This window comes from Brachybacterium sp. 107 (assembly GCF_052379725.1).
Lineage (GTDB): Bacteria > Actinomycetota > Actinomycetes > Actinomycetales > Dermabacteraceae > Brachybacterium.
This window is the reverse complement of sequence record NZ_JBQSYW010000001.1, coordinates 67,181-85,032: the sequence shown is the minus strand read 5'-3', so window position 1 is coordinate 85,032 and position 17,852 is coordinate 67,181. Positions and strand designations below refer to the sequence as shown.

At 70.1% G+C, this 17,852-nt stretch carries 13 protein-coding genes; 10 read left to right on the top strand and 3 right to left on the bottom strand.

Going from position 1 to position 17,852, the window contains the following annotated elements; all coding sequences use genetic code 11:
- Positions 1-42: 42 nt before the first annotated feature.
- Positions 43-1,635 carry a L,D-transpeptidase gene (locus ACT3UL_RS00365; protein WP_444576015.1) on the bottom strand — a complete coding sequence of 531 codons (1,593 nt, stop codon included), beginning with the start codon at positions 1,633-1,635 and terminating at the stop codon, positions 43-45.
- A gap of 336 nt (positions 1,636-1,971) precedes the next feature.
- Here ACT3UL_RS00365 and ACT3UL_RS00360 point away from each other — a divergent pair, with 336 nt between their 5' ends.
- The 6 genes from ACT3UL_RS00360 to ACT3UL_RS00335 all read left to right on the top strand — a co-directional run bounded on the left by ACT3UL_RS00360 (position 1,972) and on the right by ACT3UL_RS00335 (position 8,865).
- Positions 1,972-2,988 carry a bifunctional riboflavin kinase/FAD synthetase gene (locus ACT3UL_RS00360; RefSeq protein WP_444576014.1) on the top strand — a complete coding sequence of 339 codons (1,017 nt, stop codon included), beginning with the start codon at positions 1,972-1,974 and terminating at the stop codon, positions 2,986-2,988.
- A gap of 167 nt (positions 2,989-3,155) precedes the next feature.
- The gene (gene rpsO / locus ACT3UL_RS00355; RefSeq protein WP_444576012.1) at positions 3,156-3,425 is read left to right on the top strand and encodes a 30S ribosomal protein S15; all 270 of its coding nucleotides are present in this window, start codon (positions 3,156-3,158) and stop codon (positions 3,423-3,425) included.
- Positions 3,426-3,634: 209 nt separating this feature from the next.
- Complete coding sequence (locus ACT3UL_RS00350; RefSeq protein ID WP_444576010.1) at positions 3,635-5,875, top strand: polyribonucleotide nucleotidyltransferase; 2,241 nt, start codon at positions 3,635-3,637, stop codon at positions 5,873-5,875.
- A 246-nt stretch (positions 5,876-6,121) separates the two neighbouring features.
- Entirely contained in the window at positions 6,122-7,459 is a 1,338-nt protein-coding gene (locus ACT3UL_RS00345; protein ID WP_444576009.1) for a M16 family metallopeptidase, read from the top strand.
- Between the two features lie 92 nt (positions 7,460-7,551).
- A complete protein-coding gene (dapB, locus tag ACT3UL_RS00340) occupies positions 7,552-8,322 on the top strand; it encodes a 4-hydroxy-tetrahydrodipicolinate reductase (RefSeq protein WP_444576007.1) in 771 nt (256 codons plus the stop codon).
- A gap of 12 nt (positions 8,323-8,334) precedes the next feature.
- Entirely contained in the window at positions 8,335-8,865 is a 531-nt protein-coding gene (locus tag ACT3UL_RS00335) for a hypothetical protein (RefSeq protein ID WP_444576005.1), read from the top strand.
- A 22-nt stretch (positions 8,866-8,887) separates the two neighbouring features.
- On the opposite strand, the gene ACT3UL_RS00330 is transcribed toward ACT3UL_RS00335, so the two are convergent.
- On the bottom strand, positions 8,888-9,202 hold the full coding sequence (locus ACT3UL_RS00330; protein WP_444576004.1) for an AzlD domain-containing protein: 315 nt from the start codon (positions 9,200-9,202) through the stop codon (positions 8,888-8,890).
- Positions 9,199-10,032 (bottom strand): AzlC family ABC transporter permease, encoded by an 834-nt coding sequence (locus tag ACT3UL_RS00325; protein WP_444576003.1) that lies wholly within the window; start codon positions 10,030-10,032, stop codon positions 9,199-9,201. Before ACT3UL_RS00325 ends, ACT3UL_RS00330 begins: the two co-directional genes overlap by 4 nt.
- Positions 10,033-10,106: 74 nt before the next feature.
- Between ACT3UL_RS00325 and ACT3UL_RS00320 the strand changes: the two genes are divergently transcribed.
- The 4 genes from ACT3UL_RS00320 (at position 10,107) to ACT3UL_RS00305 (ending at position 17,837) form a co-directional block, all read left to right on the top strand.
- Positions 10,107-10,835, top strand: a complete 729-nt coding sequence (locus tag ACT3UL_RS00320; RefSeq protein ID WP_444576002.1) for an HAD-IA family hydrolase — start codon at positions 10,107-10,109, stop codon at positions 10,833-10,835.
- A gap of 165 nt (positions 10,836-11,000) precedes the next feature.
- The gene (asnB, locus tag ACT3UL_RS00315) at positions 11,001-13,772 is read left to right on the top strand and encodes an asparagine synthase (glutamine-hydrolyzing) (RefSeq protein ID WP_444576001.1); all 2,772 of its coding nucleotides are present in this window, start codon (positions 11,001-11,003) and stop codon (positions 13,770-13,772) included.
- A 55-nt stretch (positions 13,773-13,827) separates the two neighbouring features.
- On the top strand, positions 13,828-14,769 hold the full coding sequence (gene dapA, locus ACT3UL_RS00310; RefSeq protein ID WP_444576000.1) for a 4-hydroxy-tetrahydrodipicolinate synthase: 942 nt from the start codon (positions 13,828-13,830) through the stop codon (positions 14,767-14,769).
- A gap of 263 nt (positions 14,770-15,032) precedes the next feature.
- Entirely contained in the window at positions 15,033-17,837 is a 2,805-nt protein-coding gene (locus ACT3UL_RS00305) for a DNA translocase FtsK 4TM domain-containing protein (RefSeq protein ID WP_444575999.1), read from the top strand.
- Positions 17,838-17,852: the final 15 nt, after the last annotated feature.

The window sequence follows — 17,852 nt, the reverse complement described above, 5'->3', positions numbered from 1 at the left end:
GCCCCCGCTTCACCCTGCACACTTGACAGAAAACCCTACATATCAGTAGTGGGACTCGACGCGAGTGCCGATCGACGCCCAGTCGTAGAGCCACTTCGCGTCGGACACGGTCATGTTGATGCAGCCGTGCGACCCGGAGTACCCGAAGGACGAGCGCCACGGTGCTCCATGGAAGCCGTAGCCGTTGTGGAAGTACTGCACCCACGGCACATCCGGGGTGAGGTAGTACTTCTCGTGCCCCTTGGGGTAGTACGCGGCATTGGTCATGTCCTGACGGTCGTGCCGCTGGTAGATCTCGAAGGAGCCGGTGACGGTCTCGTTGCCCTCCTTGCCGTCGACGATGGAGCGCGGACCCCACACCGGGGTGTCGCCGACGTAGGCGGTGACCGTTTTGTTGCTCAGGTTCACGTCGATCCACTTCTCGCCGGTGGGCTTGTCGGCGGGAGCCTTCTCGTCGGAATCCTTCGCCTTGTCCTTCTCGTCCTTGGACTTCTCGTCCTTCGCGGCGTCCTTGTCCTCGTCCTTCTTGTCCTTGTCCTTCTCCGCATCCTTCGGCGCGTCGACCTCGTTGACCTCAGCCTTGATCTTCTGGGTCTCGAAGGCGGCCTCCAGGGGCGTGGTGCCCTGCAGGGCGGCGATCAGCTCGTCGGCGACAGCATCGGTGTTGGTGATCTTGAGGCCGTCCTTCTTCTCGGCGACCACCTTGACGACCTTGCCGTCCTCGTCGACCTGCTCGATGCCGTCCTTGGCCTCCACGGCGTCGTCCGAGGCGCGGCTCGAGACCCACTCGCGCACGGCGTCCTCGTCCACGCTGATCTTCAGGGCTTCGCCGGACTTGTCCGGACCCACCGAGAGCCATCCGGAGCGCTTCTCGGCGGAGACCTCGTGGGTCGAGTCGTCGGCGCCCTTGATCGACATCGGCTGCTCGAGCAGGGAGGAGATCGTGCCGACGATCTCCTCGGCGTCCTCGGTGGTGATCGCCGGGGCGATCTTCTCGACGGGCTGCTCCACGCTGAAGCTCTCGAGCGCGGGGGCCTTCTGCGTCACCGTGTCCACCAGGACCTTCGGGTCCACTCCCTGGCCGTCGCGGCCGGGGACGGCGTTCCACGTCTGGGCGTCCTCGTCGAAGACGACCTCGGCGTCGACCGGGACGGTCTTGTCCTTGGGGACGAGGCCTTCGGCGAAGGCGGCGACCGCGGCGTCGTCGACGGAGACGACCGGGGCGACCGGGTGCTCACCGGACCAGGTCGAGGAGATGACCTCGGTCAGGGAGTTGTCGCGATCCAGCGCGGCCTTGCCGGTGGCGTCGGCATCCACGGTCACTCCGAGGTCGGCGAGCGGGACCTCGGACTTCTGATCGCCGGCGGTCACGGAGACGGTGACGTCCTCACCCTTCTTCGCGACGAGCGCGGAGATCTCCTCGGCGGACTTGCCGGAGACGTCCTGGCCGAGGATGGTGGTCCCCGGGAGCGCGCGGTCGTCGTACTGCTTGGCGTAGGCCATCGCGCCGCCGGTCAGGGCGATGGCGATCACCGCGAGGATGGCGATCACGATGAGGAGGGTACGGCGACGGCCGTGGCGTCCGGTGGGTCGGGACGGGCCGCCCAGCGCCGCCGATTCGGTCACGTTCGTCATGGATTCTGATCCGTTCTCCGCGGCCATCGTGTCTGCCCCCGCTGGAAATTCCGGAGGGCACAGGGGTCCCTCCCCGGTGCCGCATTGCCCTTCAGACTAACGGAGCAGGCAGGCTTCGCGACATATCTGCGCCGCGGAGCTTCGTCACAGCTCCGACACGGCGGAGCCCGCGGCCGACGTACTCGCCCCTCGCCCGCGGCTGAACTCCCGCGGTGGAACCCGCGGGCGTTACAGTGTTCCCCGTTGCTCGGTGCTCCCGCCCGAGATGCTCCGCCCCTGGGTGGAACCCCCGTGGGTGCGTCCGAGCACCCGGCCCCGGAAGGATCTGACCGCGCCGTGACCCGCACCCCCATCTGGCACTCCGTGCAGGACGTGCCCGCTGATCTCGGGGCCACAGCGGTCTCCATCGGGAACTATGACGGGATCCATCGCGGCCATCGCTACGTGCTCGACCAGCTCGTCCACCATGCTGAATCCCGCGGGCTCTCTCCGGTCGCGCTCACCTTCTGGCCGCATCCGCGACATGTCATGGGCACGCCCGGCGAGCCGCCGCTGCTGACCGGGCACGAGGACCGCGACCGCCTGCTGCTCCTCGCCGGTGTGCACGGGGTGCTGGACCTCGAGTTCACCCGAGACTTCGCCCTCTACTCGCCGGAGGCCTTCGTGCGGGTGTTCCTCGTCGAGGGACTCGGCATGAAGTGCGTCGTGCTGGGCGAGGACGCCCTGTTCGGTCGGGCGAACGCGGGGAACATCGACACCATGCGCGAGCTGGGCAGGAAATACGGCTTCGAGGTCGTCACGGTCTCCGACCTCGGCCCCGAGGGAGAGGAGAGCGGGCGCATCTCCTCCTCGGGGATCCGTGCGGCTCTCCTGACCGGTGATATCGAGGTCGCGACGGAGGGCCTGGGGCGGCTGCACACGGTGACGGACACCGTCCGTCACGGCTTCCAGCGCGGTCGCGAGCTCGGCTTCCCGACCGCGAACCTGGGGCCGGACCCGGCCGGGCTCATCCCGGCCGACGGCGTCTACGCCGGCTACCTCACGGTGCTCGAGCAGGACAGCGCTCACGCCGACACCGAACCACTGGCAGGAGCGGCGGCGACCATCTCTATCGGCACCAATCCGACCTTCGAGGTCGACGGCGCTCCCCGCCGCACCGTCGAGGCGTATGTTCACGGCGCCCACGACCTGGATCTCTACGGCGACACCGTGCGGCTCGAGTTCGTGGCCTTCCAACGCCCGACCTTGAAGTTCGATGCGGTCGAGACCCTGGTCGAGCAGATGCAGCGGGACGTCGAGGTGACCCGCCGCACTCTCGATCCCGGTCCCTCCCGTCAGGCAGCCGAGGACTGATATCCTGCTCGAGCCGTGAATTCGGCCGCGGAGAGCCAGTCTGCCCCACCCTGACGTCTGCAGTGCACGTCCTCGACGTGCGCCTGCTGGGGGAGACGGGGCGAGGCTCGCCCAGAGAGCCCGGGACAGCAGGTCCCGGAGCGCCGCGCAACGACCACAGGAGAACCATGGCCTTCGACACCGCCACCAAGCAGGAGATCATCAAGGAGTACGCGACCGCCGAGGGTGACACCGGTTCGCCCGAGGTCCAGGCCGCGCTCCTCACGCATCGCATCACCTACCTGACCGAGCACCTGAAGACCCACAAGCACGATCACCACTCGCGCCGCGGTCTGATGCTGCTGGTCGGTCAGCGCAAGCGCCTGATGAAGTACCTCCAGGCCGCCGACATCGAGCGCTACCGCTCGCTGATCAAGCGCCTCGGCATCCGCCGCTGATCGCTGTCCGCCGCTCGCCTCCTGAGGCGGGCGGCGGTTCCGTCTGTCCGCTCACGCGGGCACCCCTCCGACCCCTCGCCCCGACCAGGTTCGGTCCTCGGCAGTGACCTTCGGAGCACGCAGTCCCCGTCCCGGGATCGTGCGCCGCAGATGACTGACGAAGGCCGCACCGGCAGGGCAACCCCCTACCAGAGGAGATTCACATGGCCATGGAAGGCCCTGAAATCACCGCGACGACCGCGGTCATCGACAACGGCTCGTTCGGCCGTCGTGAAGTCCGGTTCGAGACCGGACGTCTCGCCCAGCAGGCCGCCGGCGCCGTCGCCGTCTACCTCGACGACGACACGATGATCCTGTCGGCCACCGCCGTCTCGAACCGTCCCAAGGACCACTTCGACTTCTTCCCCCTGACGATCGACGTCGAGGAGCGGATGTACGCCGCGGGTCGCATCCCCGGCTCGTTCTTCCGTCGCGAGGGCCGTCCCGGCACCGACGCGATCCTCGCCGCCCGTCTCACCGACCGCCCGCTGCGCCCGGCCTTCGTCAAGGGCCTGCGCAACGAGGTCCAGGTCGTGCTGACCGTCATGGCCAACAACCCGGACGACGCGTACGACGTCGTCGGCATCAACGGCGCCTCCGCGTCCACCCAGATCTCCGGGCTGCCCTTCTCGGGCCCGATCGGCGCCGTGCGCATCGCGCTCATCCCGACCGCCCAGGGCGGCCAGTGGGTCGCCTTCCCGACCTTCTCGCAGCTCGACGAGGCCGTCTTCTCGATGGTCGTCGCCGGTCGCATCGTCGAGGACGATGTGGCGATCATGATGGTCGAGGCTGAGGCCACCGACAACGCCTGGACGCTCATCAAGGAGCAGGGCGCGATCGCTCCCACCGAGCCCGTCGTGGCCGAGGGCCTGGAGGCCGCGAAGGTCTTCATCCGCAGCCTGTGCGTCGCCCAGCAGGAGCTCGCCTCCACCGCCGCCAAGCCGGTGCGCGAGTTCCCGCTCTTCCTCGACTTCCAGGACGACGCCTACGCCGTCGTCGAGGCCGCCGCCACCGAGCGTCTGGCCGAGGTCATGTCGATCGCTGCGAAGACGGAGCGCGAAGAGCGCACCGAGCAGCTCATCGGCGAGATGACCGAGGAGCTCGCTGGCGAGGGCAAGCAGCTCGAGGGTCGCGAGAAGGAGGTCAGCGGTGCGATGCGTGCGCTGACCAAGCAGGTCGTGCGCCAGAAGGTGCTCACCGACGGCGTCCGCATCGACGGTCGCGGCCTCCGCGACATCCGTGCCCTCTCCGCCGAGGTCGAGGTGCTCCCGCGGGTGCACGGCTCGGCACTGTTCCAGCGCGGCGAGACCCAGATCATGGGTGTCACCACGCTGAACATGCTCAAGATGGAGCAGCAGATCGACTCCCTCGGGCCGGTCACGCGCAAGCGCTACGTGCACCACTACAACTTCCCGCCGTACTCCACCGGCGAGACCGGTCGCGTCGGCTCCCCGAAGCGCCGTGAGGTCGGCCATGGCATGCTCGCCGAGCGCGCCCTGGTGCCGGTCCTGCCGACCCGCGAGGAGTTCCCCTATGCGATCCGTCAGGTGTCCGAGGCCCTCGGGTCCAACGGCTCCACCTCGATGGGCTCCGTGTGCGCCTCGACCCTGGCACTGCTCAACGCCGGTGTGCCGCTGCGCGCCCCGGTCGCCGGCATCGCCATGGGCCTGATCTCCGACACCGTGGAGGGCGAGACCCGCTATGCGGCGCTCACCGACATCCTCGGTGCGGAGGACGCCTTCGGCGACATGGACTTCAAGGTCGCCGGAACCAGCGAGTTCATCACCGCGATCCAGCTCGACACCAAGCTCGACGGCCTCCCGGCCTCCGTGCTCGGCGGCGCCCTGTCGCAGGCTCACGAGGCGCGCCTGGCGATCCTCGGCGTGCTGAACGAGGCGATCGACGCGCCGGACGAGATGAGCCCCCATGCTCCTCGCGTCATCGCGGTCACCGTCCCCGTCGACAAGATCGGTGCGGTCATCGGCCCGAAGGGCCAGATGATCAACCAGATCCAGGACGACACGGGCGCGGACATCACGATCGAGGACGACGGCACCGTCTACATCGGTGCGACCGACGGCCCCTCGGCCGAGGCGGCCCGCTCCGCAGTCAACGCGATCGCCAACCCGCAGGTCCCCGAGGTCGGCGAGCGCTACCTCGGCACCGTGGTGCGCGTGGTCGACTTCGGCGCCTTCGTCTCGCTCACCCCGGGCAAGGACGGTCTGCTCCACGTCACCCAGCTGCGCAAGCTGAACGACGGCAAGCGGGTCGAGAACGTCGAGGACGTCGCCAAGGTCGGTCAGAAGATCGAGGTGGAGATCCGCGAGGTCGACGCCCGCGGCAAGATCTCCCTGGCGGTCTCCGAGGATGATGAGAAGCCCTCCGAGGAGAGCTCCTCCGACGAGAGCTGATCCACACAGTGATCTGCTCGGCCTCCTGAGGCCGCAGCTCCCAGGACGGGGAGGCACCATCTGGTGCCTCCCCGTCCTGCTGTCCGGGTACGGGCTGTTCGGGAACACGCCGCCCTGGCACGGAGGCTCCCGGCACGGGCTGCCCCGGCGCAGGCCGCCGGGAGCAGTGGAGTGACCTTCGCCGCGACCCGGGAGGGAGGGCGACCTCTCGTCCCGAGGGCGGCCAGGTCGTGGAACAATCGATCGATGCCTTCCGACCTCATTTTCGATGATCCCGCCTCAGACGTGATGCTCGATGCCGCCACCGGTGTGCGGCGGAGCATCCTGCCCGGCGGTGTGCGCCTGCTGACGCAGACCGACCGCAGCGTGCGCAGCGCGTCCATCGGGCTGTGGCTGCCCGTCGGGTCGCGCGACGAGCTCCCCGAGCACGCCGGGTCGACGCACGTGCTCGAGCACCTGCTGTTCAAGGGAACCCGGAGGCGCTCCGCGATGGATATCGCCACCGCCTTCGACGAGGTCGGGGGCGACTCCAACGCGATCACGGCGAAGGAGCACACGCTCTACTACGGGCGGGTCCGCTCCGCGGACGTGCCGATGGCCGTGGACGTCCTCACGGACATGATCACGGCGAGCCTGCTCGAGCAGGAGGCCCTGGCCACCGAGCGCGAGGTCATCCTCGAGGAGCTCGCCATGGCCGAGGACGATCCCACCGACGTCGGCTACGAGACGTTCCTCGCCGACGTGCTCGGGGCCGACACGTCGCTGGGTCGCCCGGTCGGCGGCACCGAGCAGAGCGTGAACGCTCTGAGCATCGAGGACGTGCGAAGCCACTGGGATGCCCACTACCGTCCCGACAACCTGGTCGTCACCGCGGTCGGGGACATCGACCACGACGAGCTCGCCGCGCTGCTGGGGACGGGTCTTCGCGGTGGTGGCTGGACGCTCGAGGACGGGGCGCTGCCCCGCCGTCGGCCGCGTGCCGAGTCTCCTGCCGGGGACTCGGCGAACGCCTCGGTCCACGACGTCTCCGCGATCGCCTCGCACCGTCTGATCCGCCCCGCGGAGCAGAATCACATCTATCTCGGCGGCCAGGGGCTCTCCGCCGTCAGCGAGGACCGCCACACGCTCTCCGTGCTCATGTCGGTGCTCGGCGGCGGCATGTCCTCGCGCCTGTTCCAGAACATCCGCGAACAGCGCGGCCTGGCCTACTCGGTCTACTCCTTCAGCGGCGGCTACCGCGACGCCGGCCTGTTCGGGATGTACGCCGCTTGCCGCCCCTCCCGCACCGCGCAGGTCGTCGAGCTGCTCGCCGAGGAGCTCGATCGGATGGGTGCCAGCGGCATCGAGCAGGAGGAGCTGTCCCGGGCCAAGGGCCAGATCACCGGGTCGTTCGCCCTCGGGCTCGAGGACACCAGCAGCAGGATGGGCCGCCTCGGCACGATCGAACTGGTCCACGGGACGTACACGAGCGTCGACGAGACGCTCGAGAAGATCGGCCGGGTCGACGCCCCGGCCGTGCAGGAGCTCGCCGCACGCCTGGCCAGCTCCTTCAGCACCCGTGTCGAGGTCGGCCCGGAGTCCTGAGCAGTCCTCCGCGCAGTGCCCGGGAAGCCCGACCACCAGCTACTCCAGCTACTCCGACCCTCCACCTACTCCGATCCGTCGAGGAGCACCTCATGACCAGCACTGACAAGACCCCCCTGCGCGTCGCCGTGATCGGCGCCGGCGGTCGCATGGGTTCCGAGGCCTGCCGCGCCGTCGACGAGGCGTCGGACCTCGAGCTGGTCGCCGCGCTCGGCCGCGACGACGAGCTCTCCACCCTCACCGACGTCGGCGCGCAGGTCGCCGTGGACCTCACCGTCCCGGCCGTCACCGCCCAGAACGTGCGGTGGCTCGTGGACCACGGCATCCATGCCGTGGTCGGCACCACCGGCTGGACCGAGGAGGCCCTCGGGGACCTGCGCGCGCAGCTCGAGAGTGCCGACGATGAGGTGGGCGTGCTGATCGCCCCCAACTTCGCGATCGGGGCCGTGCTCGCCATGCGCTTCGCCGAGGTCGCCGCGCGCTACTACGACAGCGCCGAGATCATCGAGATGCACCACCCGGACAAGCTCGACGCCCCCTCGGGGACCGCGCGCCACACCGCTGCAGCGATCGCCCGCGGGCGAGGGGCCGCCGGTCTCGGTCCCGTGCCCGATGCGACCCAGAAGGATCCGGACGGCGCTCGCGGTGCGGTCGTGGACGGGATCCACGTGCATGCGGTGCGCCAGCGCGGCCTGGTCGCCCATGAGGTGGTCCAGTTCGGCGGCCCGGGGGAGCAGTTCCAGCTCCGCCACGACTCCTTCGACCGCGCCAGCTTCATGCCCGGTGTGCTCCTGGGTGTGCGCGAGGTCGCTGCGCACCCGGGCCTCACGGTGGGCCTGGACGGCTACCTCGAGCTCGGCTGAGCGGGGACCTCGATGCGTCAGAAGATCGTCGTCGTCGCGCTCCTGCTGATCACCGCGGCGTACTGCTGGGGGCTGGGCTGGATCGCGTGGGGCTTCGTGCGCGCCGGGAGCGCACTGGGCTATGGCCTCGCCCTGGGGATCGTCATCCTGCTGGGGCTGACCGTCTGGGTGACCTGGCGGGAGGTGCTCTTCGGGATCGCTGCTGGTGACCTGGCCCGCCGCTATGAGCCCCCGGCGGACGCCGACGCCGAGGATCCGCGTGCCGAGTTCGAGGCCGCCAGGGCGGCATTGCAGGACGGCGGCCCGCAGGACACGGGCCAGGACACGGGCGCAGAGGACAGCGGTCGTCGGGCCGCTGGCGAGCAGGAGTGGACCGCATGGTTCCGTCTCGCTCTGGCGTACGACGCGCTGCATGACCGCAAGGCCGCCCGCATGGCGACCCGGCAAGCCATCGATGCCCGTCGAGCGGATGCCCGTCGGGCGGATGCTCGGACGGCCGGCGTTCGGAAGACTGGTGCTCGCGGGGCGGGATCCGGTCGCTGATCTGGCCCAGCCGAGGGCCTGATCAGGCCCAGCCGAGGGCGCGCAGGCCGGCGGCCGCGACCGCCGCGGCGATCACGACCACGAGGAACGGGGCTCGCGCGAGCAGGAGCACCGCCGCCACGGCGATCGCGACCAGGCGGGCATCGAGCACGATCTCGGTGCCGCTGGTGGCCGTCTGCGTGGCGACCAGAGCGCCCAGCAGGGCGATCGGCAGCAGCGTGGTGATCCGGGCGACCCGCGGCCGGTCCAGGACGTCGGGCGGTGCCTGGTAGCCCAGCCACTTCTGCCCGAAGGACAGCACGGACGCGGCGATCACCGCGATCCAGAGCATGGTCATCGCCTGTCCTCCGCTCGGGGCTGCGGGTCGGGAGACACGGACGCCTCGGGAGGCGCAGAAGCCTCGGGAGCCGCGGACGCCTCGGGAGACGTGGAAGGCATCCTGTGCCCCTCGGGTCCTCCGGAGCGGCGCGTGGGCAGCAGCCCCGCGAGCACGGCGACCAGGGCCGCGGCCAGGACCGGGAGCCCCGCAGGCAGCGACGGCGTGGTCACGAGCGCGAGGAAGGCGGCGGCGACGGCGATCGCGACCGCGTCGAGCGATCGCAGTCGTGGCCACAGCAGGGCGAGGAACGCCGCGGCGGCCGCAGCATCCAGCCCCCAGGCGCGGGGGTCGGCGACGTACTGCCCGGCGAACGCCCCGATCAGGGAGAACAGGTTCCAGAAGACATAGACCCACACCCCGGCCGCCCAGAACCCTGCCCGTCTCTCCTGCTCATCGCTGCCGGAGGCGGCCAGGGCCGCGGACTCGTCGATCGTCAGCTGCACCCGGGCCAGTCCCTTCCATCCGTGGCGGGGGAGGGAGCGGGCGAGGATCAGGCCGTAGAGGGTGTTGCGCACGCCCAGCAGCACCGAGGCCGCAGCGGCGCCGAGAGCGGATCCGCCGCCTCCGATCACCCCGATGAAGGCGAACTGGCTGCCGCCGGTGAACATCACGGCGGAGAGCACCATCGCCTGCCAGACGTCGAGCCCGGAGGAGGTGGCCAGGGCACCGAAGGAGATCCCGTACAGCCCGGTGGCGAGGCCGATCGAGAGCCCTGTGCGACGGATCCTGCGCACCGGGAGCGCGGCGCCGGGACTCTCCGGGGCAGTGCCGGGTGAAGCAGTGGTCATGATGGTGTTCACTGTACGGTCACCTGGGCGGACGTTGCTTTCGTGTCCGGTCCTCGATGTGAGATCGTGACGCCATGACGGCCACCTCGGACCCCCTCGCCCAGACCACGCCCGGCGACGCGCTCCCGCTGCGCGCGAAGGTCCTCCTGCTCGACATGGACGGCACCCTCATCGACTCCGGGCCCGCGGTGGAGCGCGCTTGGAACACCTTGCTGCGCGAGCTCGGGACGGACCTCGAGTTCGGTCACGCCCAGCACGGGAAGCCCGCCCGTCAGGTCCTCACCGAGCTGCTGCCGGAGCTCGACGCCGATCAGCTCGCCGCGGCCCATGCCCGGGTCGAGGCGCTCGAGATCGCCGACGTCGGATCGATCGTGACGCTGCCGGGCACCGAGCGTCTGCTGGGCGAGCTCGATGAGGCGGCACGAGTGCTCGGTCGCCCCACCTGGACGATCGTGACCTCGTGCACCGCCCCGCTGTTCGAGGCGCGATGGTCCACCACCGGACTGCCGGTGCCCGCGAAGATGGTCACCGCGGACCAGGTGAGCCGAGGGAAGCCGGATCCGGAGCCGTACCAGCTCGGTGCACGACGCCTCGCGGTCGACCCCGCGCAGAGCATCGTGCTCGAGGACTCCGTGGGCGGGCTGCTCTCCGGCACCGAGGCCGGTGCGCGCACGGTCGCCGTGACGAGCACCACCCCGGCCGCCGAGCTGTCGCCGCTCGCGGACGCCCTGGTCACCTCGCTGGACGACCTGGAGATCCGGGCCGAGGGCGACGACCTGGTGCTGGCCCGACGCGGTAGCTGAACGTCACGCCGCGCCTGCTCTGTGCAGGTCTCCGGCGTTGATAGGCTCAGGCGGCCGATCCCGGTCCGCACGCCGTCCACGGGTGCCGGGCGGATCCGGTGTCCGCGTCGCCCCGACGCGACGCCGCCGCGGATCGGAGCCGTCCCCTTCGAAAGGACCCCTCCCATGTGCGGAATCTCCGGAAGCTACGGATTCGGTGCCGACACCGAGGGCATCGCCCGACGGATGAACAGCGCCCTGGCCCACCGCGGGCCGGACGGCGAAGGCCTCTTCGTCGACGGTGAGACCGGTCTGGCCCACCGACGGCTCTCGATCATCGACGTCGCCGGCGGCGCGCAGCCGATGACCACCGCCGATGGTCGCTACACGATCGTGTACAACGGCGAGACCTACAACTACCTGCCGCTGCGTGCCGAGCTCGAGGAGCTGGGCCACACCTTCCGCACCGACTCGGACACCGAGGTGCTCCTGGAGGCGCACGCCGAATGGGGCACCGCTGCCTACGACCGGTTCAACGGCATGTTCGCCTTCGCGATCCACGACGCGCAGACCGGCACGGTCACCGTGGCGCGGGACCACTTCGGCATCAAGCCCCTCTACTACTGGGTCGACGAGAGCACCGTGGGCACCGGGGGACGCCCCCAGGTCCTGTTCGGCTCCGAGATCCGTGCACTGCTCGCGGCGCAGCGCTTCGAGGCCGCACCGGACGACCGCGCCGTGTACCGGTACCTGAAGTTCCGCGTCCAGGACGACGACTCGCAGACCTTCTTCCGCGGCGTGCGCCGCCTCATGGCGGGCGAGGTCCTCGAGATCCGCGCCGACGGCACCTCGGTCAGCTCCTTCACCCGGCTCCAGGAGGAGCTGCGCGAGATCGCCGAGCGACCCAGCCGCCCGTACAGCCAGGAGGTCGTCGACGAGTACCGCGAGCGCTTCCAGGAGTCGGTCCGGCTGCGTCTGCAGTCCGAGGTCCCCGTCGGCACGTCCCTCTCCGGTGGGCTGGACTCCTCCGCGGTCGCCGCCGTGATCGCCCGTCACCTGCGCGAGCAGCCCCAGGACGAGAACTTCAGCGCCGTCGGCAGCCGTCAGAACACCTTCTCGGCCGTCTTCCCGAACTCCTCGAACGACGAGGAGGCCTACGTCGACAAGCTGCTCAGCGACAACGCGGGCCAGATCACGGCGCACAAGATCCACCCCCAGCCGGACGCCTTCCTCGAGGACCTGCGCGACTTCGTGCGCACCCAGGAGGAGCCGATCATCTCCACTGGGCCGTACGCCCAGTACGCGGTGATGCGCGAGGCCAGCCAGCACGTGACCGTGCTCCTGGACGGTCAGGGCGCCGACGAGATGATGGCCGGGTACAACCCGTACTTCTACGTCTACCTGCGTCAGCTGCGTCGGCAGAAGCGTTTCAAGGAGCTCGCGAGCGAGATCGTCGGCTCGCGCGACATCCTCCGCAAGCTCGCGCGCACCAAGTACTCCGGGCGCACCTCGGTGCCGATCGAGGCGCTGCTGAACTCCGGCTTCGTCTCCGAGCACAGCTCCGAGAAGGTCACCTCCGTGCAGGACGACATCAAGGAGCGCCTGCTCGAGGACACCTTCCGCTCCTCGCTGCCCTCGCTGCTGCGCTACGAGGACAAGAACACGATGCGCTTCAGCATCGAGGGACGTGTCCCCTTCGTCGACAAGGAGCTGCTGAAGTTCCTGTTCTCGCTCGACGAGTCCGCGATCATCCACGACGGATGGAACAAGCGGATCCTGCGCGAGGCCATGGACGGGATCCTGCCCGACATGATCTCCAAGCGCCGCAACAAGATCGGCTTCACCACCCCGGAGGGGGAGTGGTTCCGCACGATCGCCCCGGAACTGATGGACATCTTCGCCTCCGAGTCCTTCGCGAGCCGCCCCTACTTCGACGCCCCCAGCGTCGTCGCCCTGTTCGAGGACTACATCGCGAACCCCGGCAACCACGGCACGATGATGTTCTGGCGCCTGCTGAACGTCGAGCTGTGGATGCGCACCTTCTTCGACGACACCGAGGGCTCCATGCGAGCCCTGGGTGATCGGGCCGCCGCCGACGAGCAGTCGGCGCTGGCCTCCGCGGCCGCCGTCGCCCCCGTCGCCGTTGACAAGCAGCCCGAGGTCGAGGAGGAGCCCAAGAGCGACTACGTCGCCAACCCGGGCAAGGAACTCGACCTCCTCTCCGAGTCCGACGGCCGCACCTGGCGCCGTCTGCCTCTGCAGACCGCTCTGGTTGCCCGCGGGGACGATGTCGAGTCGCTCGCGCGGGAGCGGGTCGAGAGCTTCGCGGCGTCCCTGCCCGCGGACGTCGTGCCCGACGGGTCCCCGTGGTACTTCGTGATCAGCGAGAAGATCATCGCCATCACGCAGGGCCGCTCGTGGTTCACCTGGGAGATCAAACCCCGTCGGTCGGCGAAGGTCCTCAGCCGCTTCGTCACCCGCACCCCCGCCGGCATCGGCCTGGGCGACCCCACCACGATGGAGCTCGCGATCCGCGAGGTCGGCCTGCCCCGCGTCGTGGCGGCCTCGGCCGCCGGCGCGGCCGGCAAGGTCATCGGCAAGCGCGGCCTGTTCTACGAGGTCGTCGGCGCGAACGTGCGGGCGATCGACGGCCCCACGCCGTACTCCGCCTTCCCGTCCAACGTCTCCGCGAAGCTGCCCCCGAAGGATCCGGACGCCGTCTCGGCGAAGATCTCCGCGGCGATCCGCGGAGCGGACATCCCGGCGGCGCTGCGCGACAGCTTCGTGGGCACCGTGGTCATGGACGCCAACGACATCGGCCGCAACGTGCTGGGATCGGATGTCGACACCCCGAACGAACGCCTCGAGGCGACCTTCGCGGACAACCCCCTCGGCCAGGGCCGTCAGCGCACCCCGCTGGCGATCCTCGTGGATCTCGGAGTCGCGTCACGGCGCTGAGCAGGACAGGGCCTGCATTAGGCTCCTGGGATCAGGACATCTCTGGGAGGAGATCATGACCAGCACCGACACGCGCCCCGCGAGGCCCTTCGGCGCGGTGGGGACCGCTGTGGTCACGCCGTTGACGCAGGACGGCCACGGGATCGACCTCGACGCCGCCCAGAAGCTCGCGGTGCACATCAGCGAGCATGGCAACGACCTCATCGTCGTCTCGGGCACCACGGGTGAGGCGCCCGCGCTCACCGACGTCGAGAAGCTCGAGCTGGCGCGCGCCGTGCGCGCCGCCGTCGGGCCCGAGGTCAAGGTCGTCGCCGGGGTGGGCACGTACGACACCGCCCATTCGATCGATCTGGCGCGGGCCCATGCCGAGCTCGAAGGGCTCGACGGCCTGCTCGTCGTCACGCCCTACTACTCCAAGCCCAGCCAGGCAGGGGTGATCGCCCACACCACTGCGATCGCCGACGCGACCGACCTCCCGGTCATGCTCTACGACATCCCGGGGCGCACGGGCATCCCGCTCGCCTACGAGACCCTCCTGCGTCTGGGCGAGCACGAACGCATCCTCGCGGTCAAGGACGCCAAGGGCGATCTGCAGCAGGCCAGCAGGGTGATGGCCGAGACCGGGCTGGCGTATTACTCCGGCGAGGACGCCCTGAACCTCCCGTGGCTCTCGATCGGCGCCTCCGGCGTGGTGTCGGTCGTCGGCCAGGTGGCGGCCGAGTTCGAGAAGCAGATGGTCTACGCCGTGGACCGCTCCGACCTCGCGGGCGCGCTCGAGGCGCATCGCCGCCTGGTCCCGCTGGTCGAGGCGATCATGAGCCGGCTCCCCGGCGCCGTCGCGGCCAAGGCGGCGCTCGCCCTGCAGGGGGTCCTGCCCCATGCCGCGATGCGCGGCCCGCACGTCCCGGCCGACGCGGACCAGCTGCGCGCCCTCGCTGCCGCGCTCGATGCGGCCGACGGCATCCCGCCGTGCGATCCGTCCCGCCGCCCCTTGTGACCTCGCGGTGAGCTCCGTTCCACGCCGCGACCTCCCGCAGACAGCGTGAGAACGGTGTGAATTCGGGGTGAGATACGCCCGGTGCGACGGGCCGCCGCGCCGCCTCCCGGGTCGAACAGGGACCGAGCGGTACCCTGGGTGGCATGGCGACACGTACGTCTTCCCCCGCACGTGCGTCGAAAGGCTCGTCCCGGAGCTCGTCCGCCGGTACCTCGCGTACCGCCGGTTCCGCTGCCCACGATCCGTCGACGCTCCCTCTGCCGGTGCGCGCAGTGCGCTCCGGCTATCTGGCGATCGCCCGGATGATCGGCGGCCTGGTCCGCTCGATCGGCGTCGCACGCTGGGAGGTCGCGCCCGACCAGCGACGGGACGGCTATGCGCTGTTCCTCCTCCTCCTCGCGGCCCTGGTGGCCGTCGTCGAGTGGTGGCAGTCCACCGGCCCCGTGTTCGGCGCCGTGCACACCGTGGTGGCCGGGACCTTCGGCATCTCCTCCATGGTGATCCCGCTGCTCGCGGCCGGATGGGCGATGCGCATGTTCCGCCGTCCCGACCAGGTGCGCGCCAACAGCCGCATCGCGATCGGGATCCTCCTGCTCCTCACCGCGATCTCGGCGATCGCCTCCGTCTCGGCCCGGCTCCCCGCTCCGGCGGACGGCATCGACGCCCTGGCGCGCGGGGGAGGGGTGCTCGGCTATCTCGCCGCGGCCCCGCTCGAGGCCCTGCTCCCGCCGGTCGCCGTGATCGTCATCCACTCCGTGGTGATCGCCTTCGGCGTTCTGGTGCTCACCGCGACGCCCGTGGAGTCGATCCCATCGCGCCTGCGCGGCGTGTACGACGTGATGGTGGGCAGCAGCGAGGAGGAGGACGCCGAGCGCGTCGCCCTCGGTCTGCGCCCCCGCCGCGTCGACCCCGCGGTCCACGAGCAGGCCACCCAGGCCCAGTCCGCCGGCCGGCCGCGTCGCCGCAGCCGCCGGGAGAAGGCCGAGGACGAGGCCGCCCGTGACCACGAGAACTTCGGTTACGCGGGCGACGAAGCCTTCGAGCAGGGCGTCAGTGCCGAGGCGGCCGCCGCGGCCGAGGCGAAGAAGGGCCGGGGCTCCCGCGCGAAGCGGGCTGCGAAGGCCGACTCCGCGGAGGTCTTCGACGTGGTCGAGGACGAGAACAACCGGGCCAAGACCTTCCCCGGCAAGGGCGACCCTGCTGCTGCCGGCGCGACCACCCCGATGCCGACCGCTGCTGCGAAGGCGCCGGTCGCGAGCCCACCCGCTGCGACCAAGGCCGTGCCCACCAAGCCCGCGGCGGAGGAGAAGCCGGATCTCGTGCACCCGCCGATGGGCGATCTGCCGCGCGCCGGCGAGCAGCTCGAACTGGCCGGCGACGTCGTGTACACGCTGCCGGACTCGTCCTTCCTCCTGGAGGGCGCACCGCACAAGACCCGCTCGGAGGCCAACGACCAGGTGGTCGCTGCGCTCGAGGAGGTATTCGAGCAGTTCAACGTCAACGCCAAGGTGGTCGACTTCTCCCGCGGACCGACGGTCACGCGCTACGAGGTCGAGCTCGCTCCGGGCACCAAGGTCGAGAAGGTCACGGCCCTGGACAAGAACATCTCGTACGCCGTGGCGAGCTCCGACGTGCGCATCCTCTCGCCGATCCCGGGCAAGAAGGCCATCGGCATCGAGATCCCCAACACCGACCGCGAGACCGTCGTCCTCGGCGACGTGCTGCGCAGCTCGGTCGCGCGCCGCACCGAGCACCCCCTCGTGATGGGCGTGGGCAAGGACGTCGAGGGCGGATACGTCATCGCGAACCTCGCCAAGATGCCCCACCTCCTGGTCGCGGGCGCCACCGGCGCCGGCAAGTCGGTCTTCGTGAACTCGATGATCACGTCGATCCTCATGCGCGCCACGCCGGAGGAGGTGCGCATGGTGCTGGTCGATCCCAAGCGCGTCGAGCTGAGCATCTACGAGGGCATCCCTCACCTGATCACGCCGATCATCACCAACCCGAAGAAGGCCGCCGAGGCCCTCGAGTGGGTGGTGAAGGAGATGGACGCCCGGTACGACGACCTCGCCGCCTTCGGGTACAAGCACGTCGACGACTTCAACAAGGCGGTGCGGGCCGGCGAGGTGAAGCTGCCCGCGGGCAGCGAGCGACGGCTCGCCCCCTACCCGTACCTGCTGGTCGTGGTCGACGAGCTCGCCGACCTCATGATGGTCGCCCCGCGCGACGTCGAGGCCTCGATCCAGCGCATCACCCAGCTCGCGCGTGCCGCCGGGATCCACCTGATCCTGGCCACCCAGCGCCCGTCGGTCGACGTCGTCACCGGCATCATCAAGGCCAACGTGCCCAGCCGCCTCGCGTTCTCGACCTCGTCGCTGCAGGACTCGCGCGTCATCCTGGACTCCGTCGGCGCCGAGAAGCTGATCGGCCAGGGCGATGCCCTGTTCCACCCGATGGGCAAGGCGAAGCCGATGCGCGTGCAGGGCGCCTGGGTCAACGAGTCGGAGATCCACAAGGTCGTCGACCACGTGAAGACCCAGATGAAGCCGAACTACCGCGAGGACGTCCAGGTCGTCGCGGCCAAGAAGCAGATCGACGACGACATCGGCGACGATCTCGACGTGCTGCTGCAGGCCGCGGAGCTCGTGGTCACCACGCAGTTCGGCTCCACCTCGATGCTCCAGCGCAAGCTGCGTGTGGGCTTCGCCAAGGCGGGTCGCCTGATGGACCTGCTGGAGTCCCGCGAGATCGTCGGCCCCTCGGAGGGGTCCAAGGCGCGCGACGTGATGATCCACCCGGACGACCTCGCCTCCGCGATCGCCCGCATCCGCGGAGAGGACGTCCCCGAGGAGGACGCCGATCAGCCGTACGGCGCGGATCAGGCGGTGGACCTCGAGGAGTCCGACGCACAGGACGCGCCGGATCCCGAGGGCGCCACGGCCGCCGGCACGGAGGACCGGTACGGCTCCGATCCGCTGGCCGACGACGGCTCCGTGCCCGCGACCGATTACTACGACGACGAGGGCGGCGAGGACAGCGAGGACGCCTGGAGCCTCACCGGGCGCTGAGCTCCCGTCCCGTCC